Below are 26477 nucleotides of genomic sequence, written 5' to 3'. Positions count from 1 at the left end.
GAAAACCGGGCCTGAGGGCCCGGTTTTTTTGTGCTTCGGATTCGGCGAATGGAGCTCGACCGTGACCGGTCACGCCTGGGTGACGATACGATCGACAGTGGCAAGTTCACGGACCACCGGATCTCTTCTCGAGGCAGGCTCGTCCTTGAGCCAAACCTCCATTGCTGGCGCCACGGCGCAAGTCGCGGGCAATGTGGCACGGGCATCGACCAGAGCCTGAAGACGAGCGATGAAGACATAACGCAGCCATTGCGGCATCGACATGGTATCGACACAAAATGGCTGCTGGCTCTCGAACGCCGACGGTTGCGGTCGCGATGCCTCCCACAGACCGACGTTTATCAGCGTCGCTTCCAATTCACGCAAGGCGTGAGCCAATCTGTCGTGCGAGGTCATTCTTCCTCCTGAAATGGTGGGTGTGGAATCTTTTCCGGTTGCTCACAAAAAACCTGAAGGAGCCTGTGGATAAACTTGGGACACCTACCCCGATGTGGCGTAATGCATGTCTCAGAGCAGGTTGATCAATTTTTGGCCAGGATCTATCCAGCACCATCGCGGCAAGTTACAGTGCGCGCCTCGATGGAGACGACGACCACCTATCATGCAAACGCTCAGCGATTTCTTCACGGGCAGCGGCGCGGAGGTCGCGTTATCGACCCTGGGCCGTCGCGTCACCCCTATGAAGCAGACCACTTTCGCCGCATTCGAACGGGAGCAGGCGCCCTGGCCACTACCCTGGAACGGCCGTGCCCAGCTGGCTTGTGCGTTAAGCTGGCCAGCGCTCGAAGCGGATCCAGCGATCTGGTTCCTCTCCCTACCACTGGATGAGCAGGGTCAACTGGTGCCCGCGCCACGCGATGAGTTTCTCGACCGTCTGCTGCAGACTCTGGGCACACGCGCGGCGTCTGCGAGCGATGATCTGGCGCCGGACAATCTGATGCAGAACAACCCGCTGGCCTTCGAACCGGAGCTACACCAGAGGGCGCTGCTGCATGCTCGCTTGTCTCGTCATTTCGGGCAACCACCCTCCGCTTCCTCCGACATGACACGTCGCTATCTCGTCGGCGACGAGTCGCTCGACTGGCAGATGCTGGGCCTTCAGGGGCTAGCCGACCAGATCGTCGCCAAGGATCCAGCAGTAACCAGTGCGCTGGTAAAGAGATTCGACGCCATGCCGCGGGAGGTGATTCTAGCGCTGTGCTACCTGTTGGAACATGGCGACACCCCGAAAGAACTGCTGCCCAAGCTATGGAGCATGCTCAAGAGCGCTCACGAGAACCGGGACATCGAAGTCTTCTGCGCCTTGTTGAGGGCCCTGCTGGGTAGCGACGACGCCAGAGTCAGCGGCTGGCTGGAGCGAATCCTCGATGACGACGCCCTGATGGCCGCCGACTGCCTCGCCGCGATTGCCGCCCGCGGCTGGCACCATCTCGAGCACGAAGCCCGCCTGGAACGGTTTCTGGAGCGTCTGGCCGAGAGTCCGGATGCCGACTTTCGTCCCGTCGTGCGTGATTTGGCATTGATCCCTCGCCTGCGGCTGCCCATATTGATGATGTTACGTCAGGCGCCGATGGACTCCTCCCTAGGCCGGCTCGTCAGACAATGGAACGCATGATTTCATGAAAGCAATGCCCTATCAGGCCCAAGCGATCATTGGCCGACGTGAAATGGTCACGCTTCCAGACTTGCACATGACACTCTGCTGCAAGGCGGATACCGGCGCCCGTACCTCGGCGTTACATGCCGAACAGATCGAGCCCTACGAAGAGAATGGACATCCTTGGATCCGGTTCATTACCCGGTCGAGCGGGCAACCCATCGCGCACCACGAATGCCAGTTGCCGCTGCACGACCGGCGGAGAGTCAGAAGTTCCAACGGCCAGCAAGAGTGGCGCTACGTCATCCGCACCCGCCTCATCCTCGGTAGCCTGGACTTCCCTATCGAACTGACCCTGACCGATCGCAGCAACATGCGTCATCCCATGCTGCTCGGAAGACGCGCCATGCGCCGGCTCCTGGTTGCTCCGGGCGCTGCGTTCCTTCACGGTGAACCCTGACGTCTCTCTCGCCACCGCCATCACAACCCACCTCTCGGAGCCTCTCGCGCATGCATATCGGCATTTTGTCACGCAATCGCAACCTCTACTCGACGCGCCGCCTGATCGAGGCCGCCGAGCAGCGTGGCCACAGTGTCAGAGTCGTCGACACGCTGCGCTGCTACATGAATATCGCGTCGCATCGCCCTTCGATCCACTATAAGGGCGCTGAGCTCGAACCCTTCGACGCGATCGTGCCACGCATCGGCGCGTCGGTAACCTTCTACGGCTGCGCCGTACTGCGCCAGTTCGAGATGATGAGTACCTACGTACTCAACGACTCGGTCTCCATCACACGCTCCCGCGACAAGCTACGCTCGCTGCAATTGCTGTCGCGCAAGGGGCTGGGGCTCCCGGTGACCGGATTTGCCCACTCACCCGACGACATCCCTGACCTGATCACCATGGCTAAGGGCGCACCGCTGGTGATCAAGCTGCTGGAAGGGACTCAAGGGATCGGCGTAGTTCTGGCGGAAACCAATCAAGCGGCGGAATCGGTCATCCAGGCCTTCATGGGCATGAAGGCGAACATCATGGTGCAGGAGTACATCAAGGAGGCCAAGGGCGCCGATATCCGCTGCTTCGTCATCGGCGAAAAAGTCGTGGCGTCGATGAAACGCCAGGCTCCCGATGGCGAGTTTCGCTCCAACCTGCATCGTGGCGGTACTGCCAGCGTCATCCGGATCACCCCGGAAGAGCGTTCCACCGCCATTCGGGCGGCCAAGGCCATGGGGCTGGCCGTGGCGGGTGTCGACCTGCTGCGCTCCAACCACGGCCCGGTGATCATGGAGGTGAACTCCTCTCCCGGATTGCAGGGTATCGAGACGGCGACCAGCAAGGACATCGCGGGACTGATCGTCGAGCATCTGGAGAAAAATGCCAGCACGCCGCGCAAGGCGCCACCAAAGCCCAAGGGCTGAATGAGAAGAAATTAAACAAATAGCCGGAAATGCTAAATTTTTCTGCCCCCAGGGGTAGCAAAACAGTGTTTCCGGCCGCACAATTTGTGTCACCTCAGGAGGTGGCCGCACATGTTTCTCGACAATCGCCAAGTGGCGATGGACAGCGTGCTCGAAGCGCTGGCCGACAGTCTCGACTATTTTCAGGACAATCTCGATCGCCTGCGTCCGGCGCTGCGTAATGCCCTGAAACCCCATTACGAGGAACGTGGGGCTGCCATGCGCGAGCTACAGCAACTGGTGCGCGAGCATCTCGACATCCTGCCACGGGATGCCGACGTCGAGCGCGATGATTACCTCTGGCTCTGGAGTCGCATCAAGAGCTTCGTCGGTAATGACAGCGCCGTGCTGCTGGGGGAACTGCTCGAGCAGGAGCGCGTTCTGATGCAGGCGCTGGGCACGGCCTTCACCCACCCCCTGCCGGAAGCCCTCGAGCCGACACTGGAACGCTGCTGGAAAAATTGCCGCGCGCTGATCCGGGAAATCAACAAGCTTCAGCAGCGCCAGCGCTAGGCGCGGGTGAACGGCGGCCCCGCCGCATTCATGACGACAGCCGGATCGGCTCGAAGGGCCCGAGGAAGTACGGTTCGCGCCCCCACAGATAAAGATCCCCGAACGTCGCGGCACGCGCCAGCCACTCTCTCAGGCGCAGCCGCCACTCCCCTTTGATGCCATCGTCGGGCACGGCGCAGCCAGTGGACTCGATGCCCAACGCGTCGGCGATGAAAAGCGCGCGTGGTAGATGCCAATCCTGTGAAATCAGCATCAACCGGTCGGCGCCAAAAACCTCCTTGGCCCGAACGACGCTGTCGAAAGTGCTGAAGCCGGCATAGTCGAGCGTCATGTTGGCATCGTCGACGTTACGATGCCGCAGGGAACGCCACATGCTGATCGGTTCGTTATAGTAGCGCGTGCGATTGTCGCCGGAGAGAAGCAAGTGCTGAACGCGTTGCAGCCGCAGCAGCTCCGCCGAGGTTTCCACTCTGGCCTGATAGTAGGGATTGGAACCGCCCTGGCGTAGCCACTGCGCGGTACCGAAGACCAGGCCAACGGGCTGCACCGCGCACAGCGGCACCTCATGTTCGATACGCGCGTGGGTTTTCTGCAGTATCCAGAGATTGATCACCACGATACTGACGGCCAGCAACGACAGGCTGGCCAGCAGCGCCTTGAGCACGCCCTTCAGCAGCCAGAACATGGGGAGGAGCATGGTCGGTGAACGAGAAGCGGCCGCTGAAGGCCTCTATCGGAAATCCGGTGGCGCGTTGAGATGTCGATCAGCATATCGCGTTCGTTGCTCTGCCAGAAACCGGCTGTGCAAGCCGGGAACGTTCGTCAGGCTCCGTCTGTAAAGTCCCTAGAACATTCCCAGTTCAAGACGCGCCTCTTCGCTCATCATCTCACGGCTCCAGGGGGGATCGAAAACGATTTTCACGTGGACCTTGGAGAACTGCGGCGCACCCAGAATCTTGCGGCGGGCGTCTTCGGCGATGACATCGCCCATCCCGCAACCCGGCGCGGTCAGCGTCATGCGGATGGTCACCATGCACTCGCCGGTGAGCAGGCGTTCGATGCGACAGCCGTAGACCAGCCCCAGATCGACGATGTTGACCGGTATCTCCGGATCGAAGCAGGTCCGCAGTTGCGCCCAGACGAAAGCTTCCATCTCCTCTTCGCTGGCGCCCGGGTCCAGCGTGGGACGCTCGAGCGCCTCGAGACCCAGCGCATCGAGGTCATGCCCTTCGATCAGATAGAGACGCCCTTCGTGGCTGACGCTGACCGAGCTGCCCTTGGCCTGCATCACCACGACCGTGCTGTCCTCGACCAGCGCGACCGTCTTGCCGAACGGAATCGAGATGGCATCGACATCACGCTGCAGCGGCATCTCCTGGCCCTTGTAGACCTGGCTTAGGGGATCCATCGTCACTCCTGACAGAATTGCCGGCCCGAACACGCCGGGAGCCAGAGCCGGCTCACCGCAGCATACCCAGCACGCGCTGCAACGCCTCGACGAAGGCATCGACCTCTTCCGGCGTGTTGTAGACCGCCAGAGAGGCCCGACAGGTCGCCTCGACACCGAAATGATTCAACACCGGCTGGGCACAATGGTGCCCGGTGCGAATCGCCACGCCCAATTGGTCGATCAACAGCCCGATGTCCTGCGCATGCGCGCCATCGACCACGAACGAGATCACCCCCGCTTTTTGCGGCGCGGTACCGATGATTGTCAAGCCGTCGATCCGTTCGAGCTTCTGGGTGGCGTGATCCAGCAGCCACTGTTCCCAGGCCGCCAGACGTTCGATACCAAGCGCGCTGACCCAGTCGAGGGCCGCGCCCATGGCGATCACGTCGGCCACCGACGGCGTACCGGCCTCGAAGCGATGCGGGACGGCGGCGAACTCGGTACCGCGCTCGAAGGAGACGCGCGAAATCATCTCCCCGCCACCCTGCCAGGGAGGCATGGACTCGAGAATCGACGCCTTGCCATAGAGCGCGCCGGCCCCCATGGGCCCGTACACCTTGTGTCCCGAGAAAGCGTAGAAGTCGGCATCCAGGGCCTGCACGTCGACGGCCTGATGTGGCACCGCCTGGGCGCCATCGACCAGAATCAAGGCACCGTGGGCATGGGCGTCACGCGCCATCTCGGCGATGGGGTTGATCGTGCCCAGCGCGTTGGAGACATGGTTGACGCAGACCAGCCTGGTCCGCTCGCCCAGCAGCTCGCGATAGGCCTCCTGATCGAGCACGCCTCGTGCATCGACCGGGATGACCCTGATCACGATACCCAACTCGCGCTCGAGCAGTTGCCAGGGCACGATATTGGAGTGGTGCTCCATCAGCGACACCACGACCTCGTCGCCGGCACGCAGATTGGCCCGCCCCCAGCTGTTGGCCACCAGATTGATCGCTTCGGTGGTCCCTCGGGTGAAGACGATCTCGCGCGGCTCGAAGGCGTTGAGGTGCCGCTGCACCGTCGCGCGCACGCCTTCGAAGGCGGCGGTCGCCTCGTCGGCCAGGGTGTGCAGGCCGCGGTGGATATTGGCATTGTAGCGACGGTAATAGTCGCCAAGACTGTCGATGACCGCCACCGGCGTCTGGCTGGTCGCGGCGTTGTCGAGATAGATCAGGGGCTTGCCGTGGACCTCCCGCTCGAGAATCGGAAAGTCCCGGCGTACCGCCGCCAGATCCAGCGTCAGATCGGTGATCGACGTCATGTCACGCCTCCTGAATCGCCTCGGCAGTTTCGACCAGATCCGCCAGATTGAAGCGCTCCGGCAAGCGGCCGGCAACGGCCCGCTCGACGCGCTCGGCGATGACGTTGAGCCGCACCTTGTCCATCACCTCGCCCACGAAGGCAAGGGTCAGCAGCGCCCGCGCCATCGGTTCATCGATACCGCGACTGCGCAGGGCATAGACGGCATCCTCGTCGAGCTGACCGGTCGTGGCGCCGTGGGAACACTTGACGTCGTCGGCGTAGATGACCAGTTCCGGCTTGGTGTCGATCTCGGCGCGGTCGGACAGCAGCAGGTTGGCGTTGTTCTGATACGCCTCGATCTGCTGCGCGTCCTGCTTGACGAAAACCTTGCCGTTGAACACGCCATGGGCCCGGTCATCGAGAACGCCCTTGTAGTTCTCGTTGGAGAATGTCCGCGGCGAGTTGTGATTGACCAGGGTGTGATTGTCGACGTGCTGGCGTCCCTGGACGAAGAACAGCCCATTGTAGGCGGCTTCGGCACCCTCGCCATTGAGATCGGTCACCAGGTCGGTGCGTACCAGCGCCCCGCCGAGGTTGAGGTTGTACGAGTTGAAGCGGCTGTCGCGACTCTGGTCGACGTGAATGCTGGCCACGTGCAGATCCGTCAGTGCGGCTTCCTGGAGCTTGTAGTGATTGATGATGGCTCCGCGATCGAGCAGCACCTCGGTCACCACGTTGGTGAAGTTGGCGGCTTCGGGTTCACCCGAGTAGTGCTCGATGACCGTCGCTTCACTGCGGGCGCCCGCCTCGATCAGCACCCGGGGGTGGCTCATCACCGCCTGCCCGCCGGCACGGGACAGCAGCAGCACGTAGATCGGCTTGTCGACCACCACGCCGGGGGCGAGGCGCACGATGGCACCTTCGTCGGCAAAGGCGGTGTTCAATGCGGTAAACGGGGAAAAATCGACGCCGGCCAGACGCCCGAGAGCGCCCCCCACCGCTTCATGATTGGCGGAGACGGCCTGCGATAGCGCTTCCACCTGGACGCCATCGGGCAGACCCTCGAGCTCGGAGAGTTCCGCGCTGAACAGGCCGTCGACCAGCACCAGCCGGTAGGCATCGATATCCAGACGCTGCGCCTCGAAGTGGGCGCCATCGAATGTGGCGTCGGTCGCCAGCGCGAAGTCGCCTTCGGCGATACGGCGCACGTCCGTATACTTCCACGCTTCATCACGCCGCGTGGGGAAGCCCATCGCCTCGAATCGCGCAGCGCCAGCCTGACGACGTGCCGCGACCCAGCTCGGGTCGTCCGCACGACGCTGGGTCAGACGCTCGAGAAAGCGTTCCGGTGCACTCATGCAGCAGACTCCTCCAGCACCCAATCGTAACCACGGGCTTCGAGCTCCAGCGCCAGCTCCTTGTCGCCGCTCTTGACGATGCGGCCATCGACCAGGACATGGACGCGATCCGGCTCGATATGATTGAGCAGGCGCTGATAGTGGGTCACCAGCAGGATGGCGCGATCGGCGCTACGCAGCGAATTGACCCCGCTGGCCACGACCTTCATGGCGTCGATGTCGAGACCGGAATCGATTTCATCGAGCATCGCCAGTTTCGGTTGCAGCACCAGCATCTGGAGGATTTCGTTGCGCTTCTTCTCGCCGCCGGAGAAACCTTCGTTGACCGCACGCTGCAGGAAGCTCGGGTCCAGCTTCATCTCGGCGCTCTTCTCGCGCACCAGCTTCATGAACTCCGGCGCCGGAATCTCGCCCTCGCCCCGTGCGGCACGCTGCGCATTGAGCGCGGCCTTGAGCAGATAGATGTTCTTGACCCCGGGAATCTCGATCGGGTACTGAAAGCCCAGCAGCAACCCGGCACGAGCACGTTCCTCGATCTCCATCTCGAGGACGTCCTGGCCCTCGAAGAGAATGGTGCCCTGGGTCACTTCATAGCCGTCCTTGCCGGCGATCACGGCCGACAGCGTCGACTTGCCCGCACCGTTGGGCCCCATGATGGCGTGAATCTCGCCGGCGTTGATGGTCAGGTTGAGGCCCTTGAGGATCGCTTTGTCCTCGACCGTGACATGAAGATCTTTGACTTCGAGCATGTGAAACCCTTGATACGAGAGAGGCCGTCGACGCAGCCTCCCGAAATTGGATGACTTGGGCGATGGGTCGCGAATCAGCCCACCGACCCTTCCAGCGTGACATTGAGCAGTGCTTCGGCCTCGACGGCGAACTCCATCGGCAACTCCTGGAAGACGTCCTTGCAGAAGCCGTTGACGATCATGCTGACGGCATCCTCCTCGTCGATACCCCGGGCGCGACAGTAGAACAGCTGATCGTCGGCAATCTTGGAGGTGGTCGCCTCATGCTCCACGGTCGCGGTGCTGTTGCCGATCTCCTGGTAGGGGAAGGTGTGCGCACCGCACCGGTCGCCGATCAGCAGCGAATCACACTGGGTGTAGTTGCGCGCGCCCTTGGCCCGCGGCCCGATCTTGACCAGCCCGCGATAGGCCTGATCGCTGCGGCCGGCGGCGATCCCCTTGGCGACGATCGTCGAGCGGGTGTTCTCGCCGATGTGGATCATCTTGGTGCCGGTATCCGCCTGCTGGCGGCCGTTGGTCACCGCCACCGAGTAGAACTCGCCGATGCTCTCCTTGCCGCGCAGCATGCAGGAGGGATACTTCCAGGTGATCGCAGAGCCGGTCTCGACCTGGGTCCAACTGATCCGGGAGCGATCGCCGCGACAGTCGCCACGCTTAGTGACAAAGTTGTAGATACCACCCTTGCCGTCCTCGTCCCCCGGATACCAGTTCTGAACGGTGGAGTACTTGATGTAGGCATCTTCCAGCGCCACCAGCTCGACCACCGCCGCGTGCAACTGGTTCTCGTCGCGCATCGGCGCGGTACAGCCCTCGAGGTAGGAGACCTGGGCCTGCTTGTCGCAGATGATCAACGTACGTTCGAACTGCCCCGTATTGGCGGCATTGATCCGGAAATAGGTGGAGAGCTCCATCGGGCACTTCACGCCTTCCGGCACGTAGACGAAGGAGCCGTCGGTGAACACCGCGGAGTTCAATGCCGCGAAGTAGTTGTCCGCCTGCGGCACCACGGTGCCCAGGTATTGACGGACCAGTTCCGGATACTCGCGGATCGCCTCGGAAATGGAGCAGAAGATCACGCCCGCTTCGTGGAGCTTTTCCTTGAACGTCGTGGTCACGGACACGGAGTCGAACACCGCATCGACCGCGACCCCCGCCAGCGCCGCCCGTTCATGCAGCGGGATCCCCAGCTTTTCGTAGGTCTCCAGCAGCTTGGGATCGACCTCGTCCAGGCTCTGCGGGCGATCTTCCGGCTTCTTGGGCGCGCTGAAGTAGGAGATCGCCTGATAGTCGATCGGCGGGTACTCCAGGTGTGCCCAGGAGGGAGGCGTCATCTTGAGCCACTGATAGTAAGCCTCGAGGCGCCACTCCAGCATCCACTGCGGCTCGCCCTTTTTCTGGGATATGAAAGCGATCGTGCTCTCGTCCAGGCCGGGCGGCACGGTATCGCTTTCAATGTCGGTCACGAATCCCTGCTTGTATTCGCGACGGACCAACTGCTCCATCTCTTCGCTAGCCATGGTCTTCTCTCCTCTCCACCGAGAGCCTTATGACGAAGGCACAATCCCGGACGGGACCAGGAAGCAACGAACCGTCACCACCGCTGGTCCTGCCATTGCCGCGCCTTCTTAATGTTCGCGCAACGCCTCGCCTGCCGAGGGAAGCGTCACGCTTTGAATGGGTAGCTGCACCGGCAGCTTGAGCGGACTGGACTGCGCGAGGTGCGCCAAGGTGACACCGTCGAGCAGGGTGCGTATGGCCTGCGACACCCGCTGCCAGTTGCCGGCGACGCCACAGGTGTCGAGCAACTCGCAGTCGCCGTCGGCATGGCTGCATTCGGTCATGCCGATCGGCCCCTCGATCGCGGCGATGATGTCGCTGGCCGTGATGTCAGACGGTGAGCGGGACAACACGTAGCCGCCGTGGGAACCTCGGCGGGACTCGAGCAATCCGCCCTTGGACAGCATCTTGAGGGTCTTCCCCACCGTGGGATGGGGCAGTTTCACACGCGCCGCCAGTTCCGACGCGGTGTGCGCCTGATCGGGGTCACGCGCGATCTGCGCCATGATCACTGCCGCATAGTCCGTCAATTTCGATAGCTTCAGCACGCCTCGATGCCCTCTCGACCCTGACAGTCTCCATATAGGACCATTTTAGTCCTCTTTATATACGCTGTGAACCCTTACCGACGCATGGCTCGCCATTCTCCGAGCGGTTCGCCCTCTTCTTTCCGGACAACCGTCATTCAGATCCGCTCGAGGACGTCGCCGAATCTCGCAATGACATAAAAATACAAAACGAAACGCCAAGAAACCTTGTTTTCCTAAAGACACATTATGAAGCCTTTTCGATACTCAGGGCGTTTTTCGGCGAGCGTCCGCCGTTGGCATTCGGCAACAAGTGGTGTCTGCGTAAAGACACGCCCTGTGCAATGGAGCGACACGAAAATCGCACGTCCTTTTACATGAGATTTTCCTGAATTGCCTCTTCGCCACTTCGAACCTACCGTTGTCCCACCCTTTCGGAAACGCTGTTTGTCATCGGCTGTAACACCCATCGCCGATGGGACAGTACGGATGTCACGGAACACAAGGCCAAACGGTCCCCCTCATCTTCCGGACACCTGGCAAGGGAGCGCGGGGGGGGGGGTCACGGAGAGATATCAAGAATCGGCAACTCCACCTCGGTGGCGCAGTGAATGCCGACGTCCAGATCACGAAACCTGGTCACGATACGAATATCAGCAAGGAGAGCGATCATGCGGATCACCATTTTTGGAACGGGCTATGTCGGCCTGGTCACCGGGACGTGCCTCGCCGATGCCGGGCATGAAGTCATGTGCATGGACGTGGATCAGGACAAGATCAACGGCCTGAAGAACGGCGTCGTACCGATCTACGAACCGGGCCTGGAGGCGTTGATCAAGCAGAACGTGGCGGACCAACGGCTGCTGTTCACCACCGACCCGGTCGAGGCGGTCAATTTCGGGACGCTGCAGTTCATCGCCGTCGGCACGCCGCCGGACGAGGACGGTAGCGCCGATCTCAGATACGTGCTCAACGTGGCCGACACCATTGCCACCCACATGCAGGCGTACAAGCTGGTGATCGACAAGTCCACGGTACCGGTCGGTACGGCGGACCGCGTGTCGGGGACCATTGCCCGGCGGCTGCGGCAACGCGACGTGGATATTCCCTTCGACGTCTGCTCGAACCCGGAGTTTCTCAAGGAGGGCTCGGCCGTGGAGGATTTCTCCCAGGGTGCACGCATCGTGGTCGGCTGCGACTCCCCCCGCGTGGAGCCGCTGATGCGCGAGTGCTACGCGCCCTACAACCGGCGTCAGGAAAAGCTGATGTTCATGGACATCCGCAGCGCCGAGCTGACCAAGTACGCTGCCAACGCCATGCTGGCGACAAAGATCAGCTTCATGAACGAGATCTCGAATCTGGCGGAACGGCTCGGTGCGGACATCGAGAACGTGCGCCGGGGCATCGGCAGCGATCCGCGCATCGGCTACAGCTTCATTTATCCAGGCTGTGGCTATGGCGGCTCGTGTTTCCCGAAGGACGTGCAGGCATTGGCGCGCACCGCCAGCGATGTCGGCTACGAGGCCGAACTGCTCGACGCGGTCGAATCGGTCAACAACCGTCAGAAGACCCACCTGTTCACCAAGCTTTCCCAGGCGCTCGATGGGGAACTGCAGGGCAAGACCATCGCCATATGGGGGCTGGCCTTCAAGCCCAATACCGACGACATGCGCGAAGCCCCGAGCCGCAAACTGATGGAGGCGGTCTGGGCCGCCGGCGGCAAGGTTCGCGCCCACGATCCCGAGGCCATGGATGAGTGCCGACGTATTTACGGCGAACGCGACGACCTGGCACTGACCAAGCGCCGGGACGACACCCTGGAGGGCGCCGACGCCCTGGTGATCTGCACCGAATGGAAGGCCTTCCGCACGGTCGACTTCCGCCGCCTGCGGGAGCGGCTCACCACCCCGGTGATCATCGACGGACGCAACCTGTTCGATCCCGAGAGCGTGCGCGCCGCCGGCCTGCTCTATTTCGCGGTGGGTCGTGCCGACTCGCTGCTCATCGCCCAGCCTGTCGCCGTCGCTACCGCAGCGGCATCACCGGCCGAGCGAACGAGCCCGAGCGTCGCCTACACACTCTGATAACCGCCCCGTCGGCGGCTGACGTCGCCGCCCCCTCGACTCTCATGACGTTCCCGATCGGTGCCACGGCATCGATCAGGGGGACTTCGTGTCTGCGCGCCTGACGCAAGGACTCGGGTCGAGGAACGCAACCCAGGAACGACTCCAGGGGACAACCCGATGAGCCACATCCACTACACCCGAGCCAGACCCAGCAAGGCATCGGTGGCGACCGAAGCCACGGTCATGCTGCTGCTCGCCACGCTGGTCCTGCTGCTGGTAACGCATCTGCCGGACGAGGTCTTCCATCCCGGGTCGAAGAGCTTCCTCTTCGCCGTGGGCTTGATCGGCGCCTGGCGCTACTCGTGGTGGTTCGTCCAGGCGATCCGGTCGGTCTGGTACAACCGCCGCATGTTTCCACGGCTACGGGCGGAGGCCGATGCCGTCGGTGCCAACGAAACCCCGGACGCCCTCTATATCCTGTGCACATCGTTTCGGATCGATACCGAAGTGACTTTCGCCGTCTATGACGCGCTGATCCGGGATGCGGCCGACTACGGTGTGCCGACCACGCTGTTCGCCGCCATCGCCGACCGCAGCGACGTCGACATCATCGACCAGGTCATGGACGAGCATGGCTGGCCCGCCAATGTCAGCGTTCGCTACATGTTCCAGAAAGGCGACGGCAAACGCTCGGCCATGGCCGAAGTCTTGCGGGCCATCTCTCGCTGCATGCCGACGCCCCGCTCGTTGCTGGTCAGCATGGACGGCGACATCCGCATCGAACCGGGGACGCTGGAACGCTCGCTGTCGTTCTTCCTGGCCCGGGAAGACCTGGGGGCGATCACCACCAACAACAGCGCCGTCGTCATCGGCAACGACATGACCAAGGAGTGGTACGACCTGCGCTACGCCCAGCGTCATCTGGTGATGAGCTCGACCGCGGTCTCCGAACGACTGCTAGTGCTGACCGGTCGCTACAGCGCGTTTCGTGCCGACCTCGCCACCGAGCCGGAGTTCATCGAACTGGTCGAGAACGATCACGTCGAGCACTGGCGCTTCGGCAACTTCAAGTTTCTCTCCGGAGACGACAAGTCGACCTGGTTCTGGCTGCTCAAGCATCGCTGGAAGATGCTCTACCTGCCCGACGTCCATGTCACCGGTTTCGAGGAGCTGCCGGATCGCCGGCGCTTCTTCAAATCGACGCAGGACCTGATGCGTCGCTGGTTCGGCAACATGCTGCGCACCAACGGCCGGGCCATCGCCCTGGGGCCGAGTCGGATGGGGTGGTTCACCTGGTGGAGCCTGGTCGATCAGCGGCTATCGATGTGGACCACGCTGATCGGCCCGACCATCGCCATCCTGCTGACGCTGTTCGTGCGCCCCTCATTCATCTTCGCCTACCTGCTCTGGATTGTGATGACCCGCGGACTGACCAGTCTGGTGCTGGCCTGGCAGCGGGGCCGCTGGAGCGCGCTATGGGTGCCGATGCTCTACTACAACCAGCTCAGCGGGGCGGTTCTCAAGACCTACGTCAGCTTCCGCTTCAATCGACAGCGTTGGTCGCGCCAGGGCATTTCGGCGGGCGAGCCCGACGATCCACGCGCCGCGCGCCATCAGCGCCTCGGCGGCCATCTCATCCACACCCTCTACTTCGGCGCGCTGGTATTCGCACTGGCCGTCTTCGGCGGCGTCATGGCACCGGCAGATCGTCTCTCGGTCGCGGCGATGGTTGGGGCCAGGCCGGCATCGACCGACGCCGACGACAACCGCTGGCTGGCACTGGCGCTCGCCGATGTGCCGCAGGATGGCAGCGTGCAGCTGCCGCCGGGGCACTTTCGAATCGATGGCGGTTTCAACGCCGCCGTCGCTTCACTGGACAGAATCCGAGGCACCGACATCCACGGTCATGACGATCCCGACCACCCGAGCGTCCTGCAGATCGACCCAGGCCTGTCCGCTCAGATCACTTCAGGCGATACCACGCTCGCCAGCGCCGGACGGTTGCAGTGCAACGAACCGCGCCCCTGCCGACTCCGGATCGGCGGACAAGATATCCGTTTGACGGAGCTGTCGCTGTCGCTGGACGAACGCCGCGGAGAAGACAAGGTACTGGCCCAGAACCGCCAGTAAACCAGGGATTTACAAGGAGACTCATGCATGACAGATCACCACCAGGATCCGGATCAGTTGCGCCACGAGCGCCGCGACGAACGCCGCCACGTGCGGGTCGCCATGCCCTTTCACGTACGTCTGGGCGATGGTCATGTGGTCAAGGGTCATGACCTCTCGCTGGGAGGCTTTTCCGCCGAGACCTCGATGCATTTCGAGCGCGACCGCGAGATTCCCGTCGCGCTGATGCTGGCCGCCAGCGGCATCGAATTCGCGCTTCCCGCCATGGCGCGTCCGCGGCGCGAGATGGGCGAGGGTCGTCGACAGTGCATCGCCTTCGAGTTCACGCAGATGGAACCCCGCCAGCGCGACATCCTGCGTCGGGTGATTCGCGCCCAGATGAGCGGACGCCACGTCAGCCTCGACGGCCTGGTCGATCAGCAGGATTCCCAGACGCCCCGCAAACGACAGGGCAACGTGGCGACGCCGGCCACCAAGCCGAAGCGCCGCGTTCCCATGTTCCGCTATCTGGCACTGCTGGTCGCGGCGGGCGTCCTGATGGTCACCGTCGCCGCCACGGTCTATCGCAACGTCTTTCTGATCGAGCCCAGTTTCGCTGCGGTGACCGCGCCGCGCACGGACATTCTGGCGCCCGGTGCCGGCCAGTTGAAGGATCTCGATCTCAAGGCCGGCGACAGGGTCGAGCGTGATCAGCCGTTGATCGACGTCGACAACGCCGAACTGCAGAACGATCTGCTGCTCTCCCAGGCCTCGTTCGACTACAACGAGCGACTGATCGAAAACCTGCAGCAGAGTCTCGATAACGCCGGCAACAGCAAGGTCAGCGTCGCCACCTCGTCCAATCCGTCGGGCGGCGAGCTGGGCTACGAAACCCTGCCACCGGCAATCGCCAGGACCCGTGTCGAACAGTTCGAGACCGCACGCGACTACGAAAGCTCGCGCATCGACGCCTACAAGGCGCGGGTCTCGGCCAACACCATCTACAGCCCGTGTGACTGTGAGGTCGCCTGGGCGCTGAGCGCCGCCGGTGGCACCTACGTCAACGAGGGCGACCGCGTCATGACCCTGGTCAGCACCCACGACAACGACGTCATGGTCGAGGCGCTGGTGCACATGGACGACATCGGCGATATCGAGAATCACCAGCAGGCCTACATCGCCCTGCCCAACGCGTCGGAGCCCATTCCCGCTCGCGTGCGCAGCGTGGCGCTCGACGTCGAGCGCCAACCTCGCGCCGGTTTTCCGGACTGGGTCCGGCAGCAGCAGAACGTGGCCAGCGTGCTGCTGGTGCCGGAGGCGCCGCTACCGGCCAGTGCGGTCGGTACGCCGGTCGACGTGCGCTTCACCGAGGCGCCGATGCTCGATACCGCCGCCGAATGGAGCTATCAGGCCGGCCGGGCGATGTTCCAGGGAGTGCAGTCGCTCTGGGGACGCGCCGCCGACGGCATGACCCAGGGCCTGAAGAGCGCGATGAACTGATCGCATGGCAAATCGGTCATGCCACCGCCACCGATCCGACGCGATACCTATCGCAAGGCACCCATCGCCCAAGGAGACGAACATGATTCTGTCCAGACTCGAAGACCTCCAACGCCGTCTGACGACCCCGTTGAGCGCAGCCATTCTGACCGCCGGCGCGCTGACGCTGACCTCGCTGCCCGCCCTGGCGGCCAGCGACGATGCGCTCGCCAAACCGCAGGTCGGTGCCTGTTCATCGCGTTACGCACCGGTACGGACCCTGGCCCTGGATGCAGGGGCCAAGGCCGACCCGAAAACGTGGGTCGCGGACGGCCTGGGTGGCCAGCGTCGCTGGGGCGAGCAGAACCTGCAGGTCCTGGATCGCGCCGACAGCGGGCTGGACTCATCCGCCCTGCGCGTCCACTACCCCGCCGGCACCTCCTCGCCCAGCGATGCCGAAGAGGGCGGCGCCGGTTTCGTGATGCCAGTCCCCGCGCTGCGCCAGGCCGACCGGGCCTGCCTGCGCTATCGGGTTCGCTTCCCAACCGGCTTCGCTTTCGTCAAGGGCGGCAAGCTGCCGGGGCTTTACGGGGGCGACGGCCCCACCGGCGGCGACGAGGTCACCGGCAAGAACGGCTTCTCGATGCGCTTCATGTGGCGCAAGCAGGGTCAGGGCGAACTCTACGAATACATCGTCAACAAGGACGCCGACTACGGCGAATCGGTGGGCCGCGGCCTGTGGCACTTCACGCCAGGCCAGTGGGTCACCGTGGAACAGGAGATCGTGCTGAACGACCCCGATCGCCAGAACGGTGTTGCACGTGTCTGGATCGATGGCCAACCGACACTCGAGCAGCAAGGCATCGTCTATCGCACCACGGATGACGTGCACATCGACGGGCTGATGTTCTCGACCTTCTTCGGCGGCCATGGCAGCGATTGGCGCACGCCAAGGAACCAGACCGTCGATTTTGCCGACTTCACGCTGATGACCCCCAAGGCGTGATCGATCCTTCTACAGGGAGTCGACTTCCATGAACCGGATCTCAATCGCAGGCCGCTTCGGTCTGCGCCACGGCTTCGTCCTGCTGCTGGGTCTGACGGCTATCGGTCTGCCGCCGTCGACGCAAGCGGCCGAAGCGACGCCAGACAAACCCGCCCAGGCAGGCCAGGCGAGTCGGACGATGAGCTACGCCGAGCGTCAGAAGCTGGATCTGTCGAAATACACGGTCACCGATCCGGATGCCTCCTATTTCGACGTTCAGGCCCGAATGGCGCTGCTGAAGCACACCGATAACGATCTGCTGCAGTACAACCGGGATCAATTGATGCACGGTCCCAGCTGTCGTCAGGAACTCTCCAAGCCGACGCTGGACAGCGTGATCCGGATTCCCGGCTACTACCCGCAGCCCAAGGCGTGGGAGTTGGCCTCCGAGCCGCTGTTCGATTTCGAGGACACCGTCTCCAACCTGGCCGGGGCCTACGTGGCCTCCGGCGACGACTACTACGCCGACTGCCTGGTCCGGTTTCTGGACAAGTGGGCGACTCACGACGCCTTGAGCCAGTTCCACTATGACCGTCTCGAGCCCCAGGGCTGGTACTCGACGGAGTCGATGATGTTTGCCGCGGCGATGGCCTATTCGATCGTGCGTCCGGTCGTCGCGGACAAGCACCAGGAGGCGATCGAGCGTATCAATCACTGGCTCAACGCGCTGGCCCACAAGCACTCCGCCATCAAAGGCGGGGAGCCGAGCTGCTGCAACAACCACTTCTACCGCCGGGCGCTCTACGCCAGCATGATCGGCGTGCTGACGGACGACGATGAGCTGTTCCAGTTCGGCATCAGCGCGATCTACTCGGCACTCAACGACCTGACGCCCCGTGGCGCCCTGCCCCACGAGATGGCTCGCGGCCGCCGCGCCAGCCACTACCAGAATTACGCCCTGCTCTATCTGGTCAACATCATGCAGGTGGCCTACCGCCAGGGTTACGACCTGTTCGACTTCGAGTACCGCGGCCACACCCTCGACGACGCGGTCCAGTTTGCCCTGGACACGTTCGACGATCCGGCGGCGCTAGGGGATCTGGCGACCCACGCCCAGTACTACGGATTCCTCGACGACGAGCAGTATCTCGCCTGGATGGAGATCTATCTCAGTCATCGCGATGACGACCGAGTCGCCCACTACGTCAGCCAGAAGCGGCCCGTCGACAACCGCAGTGCCGGCGGCTACGTCACCTTCTATTTCATGGACCCGCAGGCCCAGCCCCGCGCACTGCCGGAACCCGAAAGAACGGAACTCGCCGCCTTCGAGCCCGACACCTGACGCCGCCGTCAATCCCCGACATCCGTATTCGAGCTCCGGACTCGACCCATGACCATTCCTGGCCCGCTTCAGGGACGAAGGCCGGACCAGAAGGAGACAAGCACATGACGATACCGACGCCCGACGCCATGCATTTCCTTTCCAAGACGCGGCGCTTCTCCGGCAGCCGCTTCATGCTGGGACTGGCATCGGTGGTGCTGCTGACCGCTTGCGCGAGCCAGCAACCCGCCCAGACCCAACCGATCGCAGCCCAGGACCGCGAGCTGTTCGCGCACCGCTACATCGAATCGATGCCCTCCACCGACTGGAATCGGGTGGAGTACATCCGCAGCCTCGAAACCCAGGGACAGAGCCTCGAGGCCATCGAACTGCTCGAGCCAATGGCGCGGACGCATCCCGAGGCCAGCTACGAACTGGCCAGAATCTATGACGACGGCGAGGGCGTTCCTCCCGATCCCTCCCTCGCCGCCCAATACTATCGCCGGGCGGTTCCCTACGCGTTCAGCGGCCTCGACAATGCCTCGTTGAAGCTGGGTCGACTCTATCGCACCGGCGACGGCGTCAAGCGCGACCCGGCACTGGCGTGGAACCTGTTTCAGCAGGCCGTGGATCACGACGGCAACCCCGGCGCGCGCATCGAACTCGCCGAGATGCAGCTCTCCGGCGAGGGGGTGCCGAAGGACATCGACGCCGCCCGCGCGCAGCTAGAGAAGGCAGCGGCGCAGAACGAGCCCCGCGCCCTCCAGACGCTGGCCGAGAACTACTCGCCCGGCGGCGCTTTCGGCAATGATCCGGGCCAGGCCCGCGCCTACGCCGAACGCTACGCCCAGGCGATGACGCCCCGTGCCGAGAGCGACGATGTCGGCGCGATGCTGGCGCTGTCGCGTCTCTATGCCGAGGACGGCCTGCTTCCCCAACCGACACGCCAGCGGCAGTGGCTGAGCCGGGCCGCCGACAGCGGCGATCCCCAGGCGCTGGCGGCCGCCGGTCACCTGCTGGTGACGCAGCGGGATCCCGCCAGCGGGCTCGAGATGCTCCGACGTGCCGCGGAGTCCGGCAATGAGGATGCCGCCTACTGGCTGGGGCAAGCCTACCTCGGCGAGGGTCGGGTCGAACCCGACCCGGAGCTGGCCGAAAAGTGGCTTGCGGACGCCGTCGGCCGCGGCCAGCCCGATGCCGCCCGCACCCTGGGCCAGGCCTACCTGACGGGCGATGTGCTGGCGGAGAACCCCCAACACGGCATTCGATTGCTGACACGGGCGGCGCAGCAGGACGACGCCTATGCGCTGGCGCTGCTGGGCAGCGCCTATCTCGACGGCGACAAGGTCCAGGCCCAACCGGGACAGGGCGTCGACTATCTCGAACGCGCCCACGAACTGGGCCACCCCTACGCCACGGCGCGCCTAGGCCAAGCCTATCTCCAAGGCGAGGGCATACCGGCCGATCCGGTGCGCGGCGTCTCGCTACTGACCGAGGCGGCCGACCAGAACCAGGGCGGTGCCGCACGCACCCTGGGGATCGCCTACCTGGACGGGAAAGGACTTCAGCACAATCCTGCCAAGGCTCGGCAGTGGCTGGGCCGAGCCATCGAGCAGGACCCCGACGACACCACCGCCAAGACCCGGCTCGGCCGGGGCATGCTCGAGGGCAAGCTATCCGGCAATGCCCGGCAAGGCGTCAAGCTGCTCAAGCAAGCCGCCAACCAGGGCGATGCCTACGCGATGGTCGTACTCGGCAGGGCCTATCGCGACGGGGTCGGCGTTCCGCCCGACCTCGATCACGCGGAACGCTGGCTCCAGCGCGCCGCTCGCGCCGGCCACCCTTCCGCCCAGCAGGCACTGGCGCGCACCTATCGTGCCAGCGGTGAGCAGGGCAATATCGACGACCTGATCCGTGCGGCGCGGATGGGGCAAGTGCCGGCCATGGCGGACCTGGGCCGGGCCTATCTCGGTGGACGGGGCGTGCGAGTCGATTACGCCAGCGCCAGGAAATGGCTGTCACGCGCCGCCGAGGAAGGCCATCCCGGTGCCACCGCCTCGCTCGGTCGTCTGTATGCCGACGGACTGGGCGTCGGGGTCGACAAGGCGCGCGCCGCCGGCTACTTCGAACGCGCGGTCGCCGCCGGCCACGTGGGGGCCGAGGCGGATCTCGGCGAGCTGCTGCTGCGCGGCGACGGCGTAGCGGCCGATCCGCAGCGCGGCGTCAGGCTGTTGGCTCGGGCCGCCAATGCCGGCCACGGCTCCGCCGGCGTGACGCTGGGCGAAGCCTACCTCAACGGCACCGGTGTCGCCGCCGACCCCGCCAAAGGCGTGCGCTACCTGGAGCGAGCGGCACAGCGCGGCGACGACAATGCCCAGCGTCTGCTGGGACAGGCCTATCTCGAGGGCAAAGGCGTCGATCAGGACCCGACGCGGGCCGTCGAGTGGCTTTCTCGCGCGGTCGACAACGGCAACGCCTCCGCTCAGGCTTCACTCGGTACGGCCTATCTGGAGGGGCAAGGTGGCATCGCCCAGGACGTGAATCGCGGCGAACGCCTGCTGACCGCCGCCGCCGAAAGCAGCCATGCCGGCGCCGAAGCGGCCCTTGGCCGAGCCTATCTCAGTGGCGACGTGCTGCCGCGCGATCCACACAAGGGCGCCAAACTGCTGGTCGAGGCCGCACGGCAGGGGCATCGGTCCGCCCGCGTGTCGCTGGCTCAGGCCTACCTCCAGGCGCGAGGCGTGGAGTTCGTCAACCAGCAACAGGCGATGATCTGGCTCGACGGGGTGATGGAGAGCGACAGCGAAACCGCCATCAGGACGCTGCAGGATCTGCTCGAGGATCCGGCTATCGCCGACGCTGCAGGCAAGCCCTCCTAGGGCGCGCGATGTGCCGGTCCGGCATCGACACCACCCCGACCCACCCCACCCAACGACGAGACCCGCTGCCAGGCAGCGGGTCTCGTCGTTGGGTGCAGCACGCAGCGCGGGCAATCAGTCGAATGGATTGCGCAGCACGATCGTCTCGTTGCGGTCGGGGCCGGTGGAGATGATATCGATCGGGGTCCCCACCTCCTTCTCGAGAAAAGCGATATACGCCCGCGCATTCACCGGCAGATCATCGACGCTGCGCGCGCCGATGGTCGACTCGTTCCAGCCCGGCAGATCGTGATAGAGCGGCTCGATCACCTCGTACCCCTCGGAGTCGACGGGATTGTCGATGGTCTCGCCATCCTTGCTGCGATAGCCGACACAGACCCGAATGTTCTCGAGACCGTCGAGGACGTCGAGCTTGGTCAGGCAGATACCCGATACCGAGTTGATCTGCACCGCATGGCGCAGCGCCACGGCGTCGAACCAGCCGCAGCGGCGTGCCCGCCCGGTGGTGGCGCCGAACTCGTGGCCCTTCTCCGCCAGATGCCGGCCGAACTCGTCGAACAGCTCGGTGGGAAACGGGCCGGACCCCACCCGGGTCGTATAGGCCTTGGTGATGCCCAGCACGTAGTCGAGATAGAGCGGCCCCACGCCAGAGCCGGTCGCGGTACCGCCGGCGGTCGTGTTGGAGCTGGTGACGTACGGGTAGGTACCGTGATCGATGTCCAGCAGCGAGCCCTGGGCGCCTTCGAACAGAATGTTCTCGCCGGACTTGCGGATGTCATGCACCAACGAAACCGTATCGCAGACCATCGGCCGCAGCTCTTCGGCAAAGGCCATTGCCTGATCCAGCACTTCCTGGAAGTCGACCGCCGGCTCACCGTGATACCGGGTGAGCACGAAGTTATGGTAGTCGAGCACCTCGCCCAGCTTGGAGGCAAAACGCTCACGATGCAGCATGTCGCCGAGACGAAGGCCACGTCGCGCGACCTTGTCCTCGTACGCCGGGCCGATGCCGCGACCGGTGGTGCCGATCTTGGCGATCCCGCGGGCCTTTTCGCGCGCCTGGTCGAGGCGGACGTGGTACGGCAGGATCAACGGGCAGGCAGGCGAGAGCCGCAGACGCTCGCGCACCGGCACGTCCTTGGCCTCCAGTTCCTTGATCTCCTCGATCAGCGCTTCCGGCGACAGCACCACACCGTTGCCGATCACGCAGATCTTGTCGTCGCGCAACACACCGGAGGGGATCAGGTGCAGAACCGTTTTCTGACCATCGATCACCAGCGTGTGGCCGGCGTTGTGCCCGCCCTGAAACCGCACCACGGCACTGGCAGACTCGGTCAGCAGGTCGACGACCTTGCCCTTGCCCTCATCGCCCCACTGAGTACCCAATACGACTACGTTCTTGCCCATTGCTCTCGTCTCTTGATCAACCCGTCGCGATCCCGTCGTTCGTCGCGATCCATTCGCTGTCACCATGTCGGCGTCTCGCCGTCATCGGTCAATCCAGCGGCTCGGTACGCCACTCTCCGTCCTGGAGCACCAAATGGCGATTGCATCGGTGTGCACCCGGACCGGTCCGCTGGTCGGGCAGTGCCTGGATCACGCGCTCTCCCCGTGCCCTCAGACGATTGATGGTGTCATTCAACGCCGCATCCTCGCGGTTCGGCGCCCAGATGCCATTGGTTGGCGGCTCGCGCTCGGCCAGGGTCGCCAACTGTTTGAGATCCATGGAAAAACCGGTAGCGGGACGGGCTCGACCGAACGCCTTCCCGGTATCGTCGTAACGTCCACCCTTGCTCAGAGCCTGACCGTATCCCGGCACATAGGCGGCAAACACCATCCCGGTGTGATACTGATAGCCACGAAGCTCGGCCAGATCGAAGTAGAAAGATACCTCAGGGTGCTCGGCCACCACACCGCGATGCAACCGCACCAACTGGTCGAGCGCTTCACGCACGGCTTCCGGCGCATCGGCCAGTGCCAGTCTGGCGTGCTCGAGAATCTCCGCGCCGCCATGCAGTCTCGGCAGCTCGCTGAGCATGCGCGCCAGCTTGGGATCGGCGACATTCGCGGCCACCAGTTCGTCGATGACGACGTACGCCTTGCGCTCGATGGCATCGAAAAGCGCCCGCTCGATGTCTTCGCTCCAGCCAATGCCGCGCACCAGCTCGCGATAGATCGCGATGTGGCTCAGCGCCAGGTGCGTCTCCCGCGCGCCCGCCGCCGCGAGGCTGGAGAGCGCCAGCCTCAGCACTTCCACATCGGCGTCGAGGCCGGCATGCCCGAATAGCTCGACGCCGACCTGCATCGGACTACGGCCACCCTGGTGCTTGTCCGCCTGAGCGCGCAACACGGTCGTGCAGTAACAGAGTCGAACCGGCCCCTGGCGCTTCAACGAGTGGGCATCCATGCGTGCCACCTGCGGCGTGACATCGGCACTGGCCCCCATCATCCTGCCGGTCAACTGATCGGTCAGCTTGAACGTCTGCAGATCCAGATCGGTGCCGGTGCCCGTCAACAGCGAGTCGAGAAACTCGACCGGCGGTGGCATGACGAGGTCGTAGCCCCAGCGGTCGTACAGGTCGAGCAGCGTCCGACGCAACTCCTCCATCCGGGTTGCCTGCGGCGGCAATATTTCATCCATGCCGTCGGGAAGCAACCAGCGGTCAGCGATCGTCATGAGCTTGTCCTGCCAAGCGGTGGTTCGGTGGTGATCGGGTGCCAAGGCGAGCTTGCGCACTCCCTTGCCCACCCCGTGATAGTCGCGGCCGAAGCACCATGAGGCGTGGCCACGCGGCGCATCCCAGACTCGCCTGACTCGTCGTAGCCGAGCGTGATGGCACGGATACAGCCCGCACAAAAAAGCCGGGCGAAACCCGGCTAGGCGATATTACCACGAAACGCCCGCGGAAAAATCCCGCGGACGTCCGTTTTCCGCACTATTCGCGGCTGTCGCGACTCACGGCGCCGAGGTCCCGTCAGGGGTCGGATTTTTCAGATAACGGAAGAAGTCGCTGTTGTCGGGACTCAACACCAGCAAGTCCTTCCCTTCGCCGCTGAAGCTGTCGCGATAGGCCTGCATCGAGCGGTAGAAGGAGAAGAAATCCGGTGCCTGCTGGTAGGCGCTGGCATAGATCTTCGCCGCCTGGGCATCGCCTTCACCCCGGGTGGTCTCCGCTTCCTGGCGCCCGTTGGCCAGAATTTCCTGACGCTGACGATCGGCATCGGCACGAATCGCCTCCGCCTGCTGAGAGCCCTCCGCACGATAGGTCCGTGCTGCCTGCTCGCGCTCCGAGTTCATCCGCTCGTAGACGGCCTGGGTCACCTCGGGAGGAAGCTCGATGCGCTTGACGCGAATGTCGAGAATATGGACACCAAGCTCGTCGCGCATCGCCTGATCGAGCTGTTGCACCGGCTCGACCATGAGCTCTTCCCGAGCGCCCTCGACGGTGTCAGGCCCCTTGTTCTTGCCCGGCAGCCCTTTGTCCTTACTTTCGGCAGCGATTCGCTCCTGAATGATGGAGGACATTTCGGTCTGACCGAACTTGTTACGCAAGGCTTCATCGGTTCGAGGCGCAATCAGGTTCTCGGCGACCTGGATATTGCCTCGCGTCGCTTCATAGAACTGCTGCGGATCGGCTATTTTCCACTTCACGAAGGAGTCGACAATGACCGCCTTGGAGTCCGCGGTCAGGTATCGGGTCGCGCTGGAGTCGACCGTCTGCACGCGCACATCGAAGATGCGTACCGTGTTGAATACCGGTAGTTTGAAATGCAGACCTGGTCCGATATCGTTTTCGATCACTTCACCAAAACGCAGCTTGATGCCACGTTCGGTCTCGTTGACGACGTAGAAGCTGGCGCTGGCGAACCATGCCAGCAACGCCAGGACGATGACGCCAATCAGGGCGCGGTTATTAAACATTAGCGACCCTCCCGCAGGCTGGTACTACGCGTCGGCTGCTGCGAGCCACTGTTCATGTGATCGACTACCTGACGTGATATCTGTTCGAGCTGTTGCATGCTCATCGACGAGGAATCGCTTTTGCCACTGGTGTTGCCACCCGCCTGCATCTGGTTGAGCGGCAGTACCGTCACGGCATTGCTGTCACCCAGATCGACGAGCGCCTTCGGCGTGTTGCTCAGCACCTGGCTGATGGTTTCCAGATAGAGACGTTGCCGCGTCACGTCCGGGGCCTGGCGATATTCGCCCAGCAACGAGTTGAAGCGATTGGTCTGGCCCGTGGCGTCCGACACGACTGCCGCCTTATAGCCATTGGCCTCCTCGACCAGACGCTGTTTCTGTCCCTTGGCCTCGAGCACGACGGCCTGGCTGTAGGCATTGGCCTGGTTGATCGAGCGCTGGCGCTCCTCGCGGGCACGGATGACGTCGTCGAAGGCGTTCTGGACCTGATCCGGCGGCGCGGTCGACTCGACGTTGACCGTCTGCAGGCGCAGGCCGGTTCCGTAGGCGTCCATGTAGGCCGTCAGACGATCAAAGATACGCTGCCCCAGCCGATCACGGCCAGTGGTCAGAATCTCCTGCAGATGCATGTTGCCCACTTCCTGGCGCAGGGCGGAGTCCATCGCGTTCTGCAGCGTCATTTCCGGCTCGTTGACGTTGACCAGGAAGGCATGCGCATCACTCACCACATACTGGGTCGACACGCTGACGCGAACGATATTTTCATCGCTGGTGAGCATCGAGTCCGTCTGCGTGGCGGAACGAATGCTGGTCACGTTGACGTTGTCCACCCGGTCGATGATCGGCGGATTCCAGTGCAGGCCAGGATTCAGGGTGTCGGTGTACTTGCCGAGGCGGAACACCACGCCGCGCTCGGACTGGTCGATCAGGTGGAAACCCGAACCGGCCCAGATCACGACCGCGACGATCAATACCAGGATCGGCAGCACGAACGGGTTGCGCTTGCCACCACCGCCGGATCCCTCCCCGCCGCCGGAACCGGAACGCTTGCCGCGCCCCCCCAGAAGCCGATTGATCTTGTCCTGAAATTTCTTCAGTGCTTCGTCGAGGTCTGGCGGCCCCTGATTGCCACCACCGTTGTTGCCACCATTACCACTCGGGCGTCGGCCCCCTCCGCCGCCCCAGGGGTCCTGCTGGTTATTGCCACCACCAGGCTCATTCCAAGCCATACCTAGTCTCCAATGATGCAGTCAAAGCGTTGCGTCAGGCCAAAG

Annotated in this window: 22 protein-coding genes; 10 read left to right on the top strand and 12 right to left on the bottom strand. The window is 63.7% G+C overall.

What is annotated here, in order from left to right; all coding sequences use genetic code 11:
- Nucleotides 1–69: 69 nt before the first annotated feature.
- Entirely contained in the window at nucleotides 70–396 is a 327-nt protein-coding gene (locus tag F0A16_RS20185) for a YqcC family protein (protein WP_149437635.1), read from the bottom strand.
- 205 nt (nucleotides 397–601) lie between these two features.
- Here F0A16_RS20185 and F0A16_RS20180 point away from each other — a divergent pair, with 205 nt between their 5' ends.
- From F0A16_RS20180 to F0A16_RS20165, 4 genes are all read left to right on the top strand, one after another.
- Nucleotides 602–1615 carry a DUF3549 family protein gene (locus F0A16_RS20180; RefSeq protein WP_149437633.1) on the top strand — a complete coding sequence of 338 codons (1014 nt, stop codon included), beginning with the start codon at nucleotides 602–604 and terminating at the stop codon, nucleotides 1613–1615.
- A 4-nt stretch (nucleotides 1616–1619) separates the two neighbouring features.
- Nucleotides 1620–2057 (top strand): ATP-dependent zinc protease family protein, encoded by a 438-nt coding sequence (locus F0A16_RS20175; RefSeq protein WP_149437631.1) that lies wholly within the window; start codon nucleotides 1620–1622, stop codon nucleotides 2055–2057.
- A 50-nt stretch (nucleotides 2058–2107) separates the two neighbouring features.
- A complete protein-coding gene (gene rimK / locus F0A16_RS20170) occupies nucleotides 2108–3016 on the top strand; it encodes a 30S ribosomal protein S6--L-glutamate ligase (RefSeq protein ID WP_149437629.1) in 909 nt (302 codons plus the stop codon).
- Nucleotides 3017–3127: 111 nt separating this feature from the next.
- On the top strand, nucleotides 3128–3568 hold the full coding sequence (locus tag F0A16_RS20165) for a ferritin family protein (RefSeq protein WP_149437627.1): 441 nt from the start codon (nucleotides 3128–3130) through the stop codon (nucleotides 3566–3568).
- 28 nt (nucleotides 3569–3596) lie between these two features.
- Here the strand turns inward: F0A16_RS20165 and F0A16_RS20160 are convergent, their stop codons facing one another.
- The 7 genes from F0A16_RS20160 to F0A16_RS20130 form a co-directional block, all read right to left on the bottom strand.
- On the bottom strand, nucleotides 3597–4253 hold the full coding sequence (locus F0A16_RS20160; RefSeq protein WP_149437626.1) for a SanA/YdcF family protein: 657 nt from the start codon (nucleotides 4251–4253) through the stop codon (nucleotides 3597–3599).
- Nucleotides 4254–4412: 159 nt separating this feature from the next.
- Complete coding sequence (gene sufT, locus F0A16_RS20155; protein WP_420853090.1) at nucleotides 4413–4976, bottom strand: putative Fe-S cluster assembly protein SufT; 564 nt, start codon at nucleotides 4974–4976, stop codon at nucleotides 4413–4415.
- Nucleotides 4977–5028: 52 nt separating this feature from the next.
- Complete coding sequence (locus F0A16_RS20150) at nucleotides 5029–6270, bottom strand: cysteine desulfurase (RefSeq protein ID WP_149437622.1); 1242 nt, start codon at nucleotides 6268–6270, stop codon at nucleotides 5029–5031.
- A gap of 1 nt (nucleotide 6271) precedes the next feature.
- Nucleotides 6272–7609 carry a Fe-S cluster assembly protein SufD gene (gene sufD / locus F0A16_RS20145; protein ID WP_149437621.1) on the bottom strand — a complete coding sequence of 446 codons (1338 nt, stop codon included), beginning with the start codon at nucleotides 7607–7609 and terminating at the stop codon, nucleotides 6272–6274.
- Nucleotides 7606–8358 carry a Fe-S cluster assembly ATPase SufC gene (gene sufC, locus F0A16_RS20140; protein ID WP_149437619.1) on the bottom strand — a complete coding sequence of 251 codons (753 nt, stop codon included), beginning with the start codon at nucleotides 8356–8358 and terminating at the stop codon, nucleotides 7606–7608. Before sufC ends, sufD begins: the two co-directional genes overlap by 4 nt.
- Nucleotides 8359–8432: 74 nt before the next feature.
- The gene (sufB, locus tag F0A16_RS20135; RefSeq protein WP_149437617.1) at nucleotides 8433–9875 is read right to left on the bottom strand and encodes a Fe-S cluster assembly protein SufB; all 1443 of its coding nucleotides are present in this window, start codon (nucleotides 9873–9875) and stop codon (nucleotides 8433–8435) included.
- Nucleotides 9876–9983: 108 nt separating this feature from the next.
- The gene (locus F0A16_RS20130) at nucleotides 9984–10463 is read right to left on the bottom strand and encodes an SUF system Fe-S cluster assembly regulator (RefSeq protein WP_149437615.1); all 480 of its coding nucleotides are present in this window, start codon (nucleotides 10461–10463) and stop codon (nucleotides 9984–9986) included.
- A 650-nt stretch (nucleotides 10464–11113) separates the two neighbouring features.
- Between F0A16_RS20130 and F0A16_RS20125 the strand changes: the two genes are divergently transcribed.
- The 6 genes from F0A16_RS20125 to F0A16_RS20100 all read left to right on the top strand — a co-directional run bounded on the left by F0A16_RS20125 (nucleotide 11114) and on the right by F0A16_RS20100 (nucleotide 21281).
- The gene (locus F0A16_RS20125; RefSeq protein ID WP_149437613.1) at nucleotides 11114–12526 is read left to right on the top strand and encodes a UDP-glucose dehydrogenase family protein; all 1413 of its coding nucleotides are present in this window, start codon (nucleotides 11114–11116) and stop codon (nucleotides 12524–12526) included.
- Nucleotides 12527–12685: 159 nt separating this feature from the next.
- A complete protein-coding gene (locus F0A16_RS20120) occupies nucleotides 12686–14638 on the top strand; it encodes a glycosyltransferase (RefSeq protein WP_149437611.1) in 1953 nt (650 codons plus the stop codon).
- Nucleotides 14639–14665: 27 nt separating this feature from the next.
- Entirely contained in the window at nucleotides 14666–16117 is a 1452-nt protein-coding gene (locus F0A16_RS20115; protein ID WP_149437609.1) for a PilZ domain-containing protein, read from the top strand.
- A gap of 82 nt (nucleotides 16118–16199) precedes the next feature.
- The gene (locus tag F0A16_RS20110; RefSeq protein ID WP_149437607.1) at nucleotides 16200–17102 is read left to right on the top strand and encodes a polysaccharide lyase; all 903 of its coding nucleotides are present in this window, start codon (nucleotides 16200–16202) and stop codon (nucleotides 17100–17102) included.
- 28 nt (nucleotides 17103–17130) lie between these two features.
- Entirely contained in the window at nucleotides 17131–18423 is a 1293-nt protein-coding gene (locus F0A16_RS20105) for an alginate lyase family protein (protein WP_149437605.1), read from the top strand.
- A 104-nt stretch (nucleotides 18424–18527) separates the two neighbouring features.
- Nucleotides 18528–21281 (top strand): tetratricopeptide repeat protein, encoded by a 2754-nt coding sequence (locus F0A16_RS20100; RefSeq protein ID WP_149437603.1) that lies wholly within the window; start codon nucleotides 18528–18530, stop codon nucleotides 21279–21281.
- Between the two features lie 114 nt (nucleotides 21282–21395).
- Here the strand turns inward: F0A16_RS20100 and F0A16_RS20095 are convergent, their stop codons facing one another.
- The 4 genes from F0A16_RS20095 to hflK all read right to left on the bottom strand — a co-directional run bounded on the left by F0A16_RS20095 (nucleotide 21396) and on the right by hflK (nucleotide 26432).
- The gene (locus F0A16_RS20095; protein WP_149437601.1) at nucleotides 21396–22688 is read right to left on the bottom strand and encodes an adenylosuccinate synthase; all 1293 of its coding nucleotides are present in this window, start codon (nucleotides 22686–22688) and stop codon (nucleotides 21396–21398) included.
- A gap of 88 nt (nucleotides 22689–22776) precedes the next feature.
- Entirely contained in the window at nucleotides 22777–23958 is a 1182-nt protein-coding gene (locus tag F0A16_RS20090; RefSeq protein WP_149437598.1) for an ATP phosphoribosyltransferase regulatory subunit, read from the bottom strand.
- A 279-nt stretch (nucleotides 23959–24237) separates the two neighbouring features.
- Complete coding sequence (hflC, locus tag F0A16_RS20085; RefSeq protein ID WP_149437596.1) at nucleotides 24238–25203, bottom strand: protease modulator HflC; 966 nt, start codon at nucleotides 25201–25203, stop codon at nucleotides 24238–24240.
- Entirely contained in the window at nucleotides 25203–26432 is a 1230-nt protein-coding gene (hflK, locus tag F0A16_RS20080) for an FtsH protease activity modulator HflK (RefSeq protein WP_149437594.1), read from the bottom strand. Before hflK ends, hflC begins: the two co-directional genes overlap by 1 nt.
- Between the last annotated feature and the right edge of the window lie 45 nt (nucleotides 26433–26477).

Origin of the sequence: Salinicola corii (genome assembly GCF_008298015.1) — a bacterium.
Taxonomy (GTDB): domain Bacteria; phylum Pseudomonadota; class Gammaproteobacteria; order Pseudomonadales; family Halomonadaceae; genus Salinicola; species Salinicola corii.
Note: the sequence above shows the minus strand (reverse complement) of the source record. Positions and strands in the feature narration are given on the sequence as shown.

What these genes read in the sequence shown, in the direction of transcription:
- F0A16_RS20185 (WP_149437635.1), bottom strand. Translation starts at nt 396, where the DNA reads ATGACCTCGCACGACAGATTGGCTCACGCCTTGCGTGAATTGGAAGCG.
- F0A16_RS20180 (WP_149437633.1), top strand. Translation starts at nt 602, where the DNA reads ATGCAAACGCTCAGCGATTTCTTCACGGGCAGCGGCGCGGAGGTCGCG.
- F0A16_RS20175 (WP_149437631.1), top strand. Translation starts at nt 1,620, where the DNA reads ATGAAAGCAATGCCCTATCAGGCCCAAGCGATCATTGGCCGACGTGAA.
- rimK (WP_149437629.1), top strand. Translation starts at nt 2,108, where the DNA reads ATGCATATCGGCATTTTGTCACGCAATCGCAACCTCTACTCGACGCGC.
- F0A16_RS20165 (WP_149437627.1), top strand. Translation starts at nt 3,128, where the DNA reads ATGTTTCTCGACAATCGCCAAGTGGCGATGGACAGCGTGCTCGAAGCG.
- F0A16_RS20160 (WP_149437626.1), bottom strand. Translation starts at nt 4,253, where the DNA reads ATGTTCTGGCTGCTGAAGGGCGTGCTCAAGGCGCTGCTGGCCAGCCTG.
- sufT (WP_420853090.1), bottom strand. Translation starts at nt 4,976, where the DNA reads ATGGATCCCCTAAGCCAGGTCTACAAGGGCCAGGAGATGCCGCTGCAG.
- F0A16_RS20150 (WP_149437622.1), bottom strand. Translation starts at nt 6,270, where the DNA reads ATGACGTCGATCACCGATCTGACGCTGGATCTGGCGGCGGTACGCCGG.
- sufD (WP_149437621.1), bottom strand. Translation starts at nt 7,609, where the DNA reads ATGAGTGCACCGGAACGCTTTCTCGAGCGTCTGACCCAGCGTCGTGCG.
- sufC (WP_149437619.1), bottom strand. Translation starts at nt 8,358, where the DNA reads ATGCTCGAAGTCAAAGATCTTCATGTCACGGTCGAGGACAAAGCGATC.
- sufB (WP_149437617.1), bottom strand. Translation starts at nt 9,875, where the DNA reads ATGGCTAGCGAAGAGATGGAGCAGTTGGTCCGTCGCGAATACAAGCAG.
- F0A16_RS20125 (WP_149437613.1), top strand. Translation starts at nt 11,114, where the DNA reads ATGCGGATCACCATTTTTGGAACGGGCTATGTCGGCCTGGTCACCGGG.
- F0A16_RS20120 (WP_149437611.1), top strand. Translation starts at nt 12,686, where the DNA reads ATGAGCCACATCCACTACACCCGAGCCAGACCCAGCAAGGCATCGGTG.
- F0A16_RS20115 (WP_149437609.1), top strand. Translation starts at nt 14,666, where the DNA reads ATGACAGATCACCACCAGGATCCGGATCAGTTGCGCCACGAGCGCCGC.
- F0A16_RS20110 (WP_149437607.1), top strand. Translation starts at nt 16,200, where the DNA reads ATGATTCTGTCCAGACTCGAAGACCTCCAACGCCGTCTGACGACCCCG.
- F0A16_RS20105 (WP_149437605.1), top strand. Translation starts at nt 17,131, where the DNA reads ATGAACCGGATCTCAATCGCAGGCCGCTTCGGTCTGCGCCACGGCTTC.
- F0A16_RS20100 (WP_149437603.1), top strand. Translation starts at nt 18,528, where the DNA reads ATGACGATACCGACGCCCGACGCCATGCATTTCCTTTCCAAGACGCGG.
- F0A16_RS20095 (WP_149437601.1), bottom strand. Translation starts at nt 22,688, where the DNA reads ATGGGCAAGAACGTAGTCGTATTGGGTACTCAGTGGGGCGATGAGGGC.
- F0A16_RS20090 (WP_149437598.1), bottom strand. Translation starts at nt 23,958, where the DNA reads ATGACGATCGCTGACCGCTGGTTGCTTCCCGACGGCATGGATGAAATA.
- hflC (WP_149437596.1), bottom strand. Translation starts at nt 25,203, where the DNA reads ATGTTTAATAACCGCGCCCTGATTGGCGTCATCGTCCTGGCGTTGCTG.
- hflK (WP_149437594.1), bottom strand. Translation starts at nt 26,432, where the DNA reads ATGGCTTGGAATGAGCCTGGTGGTGGCAATAACCAGCAGGACCCCTGG.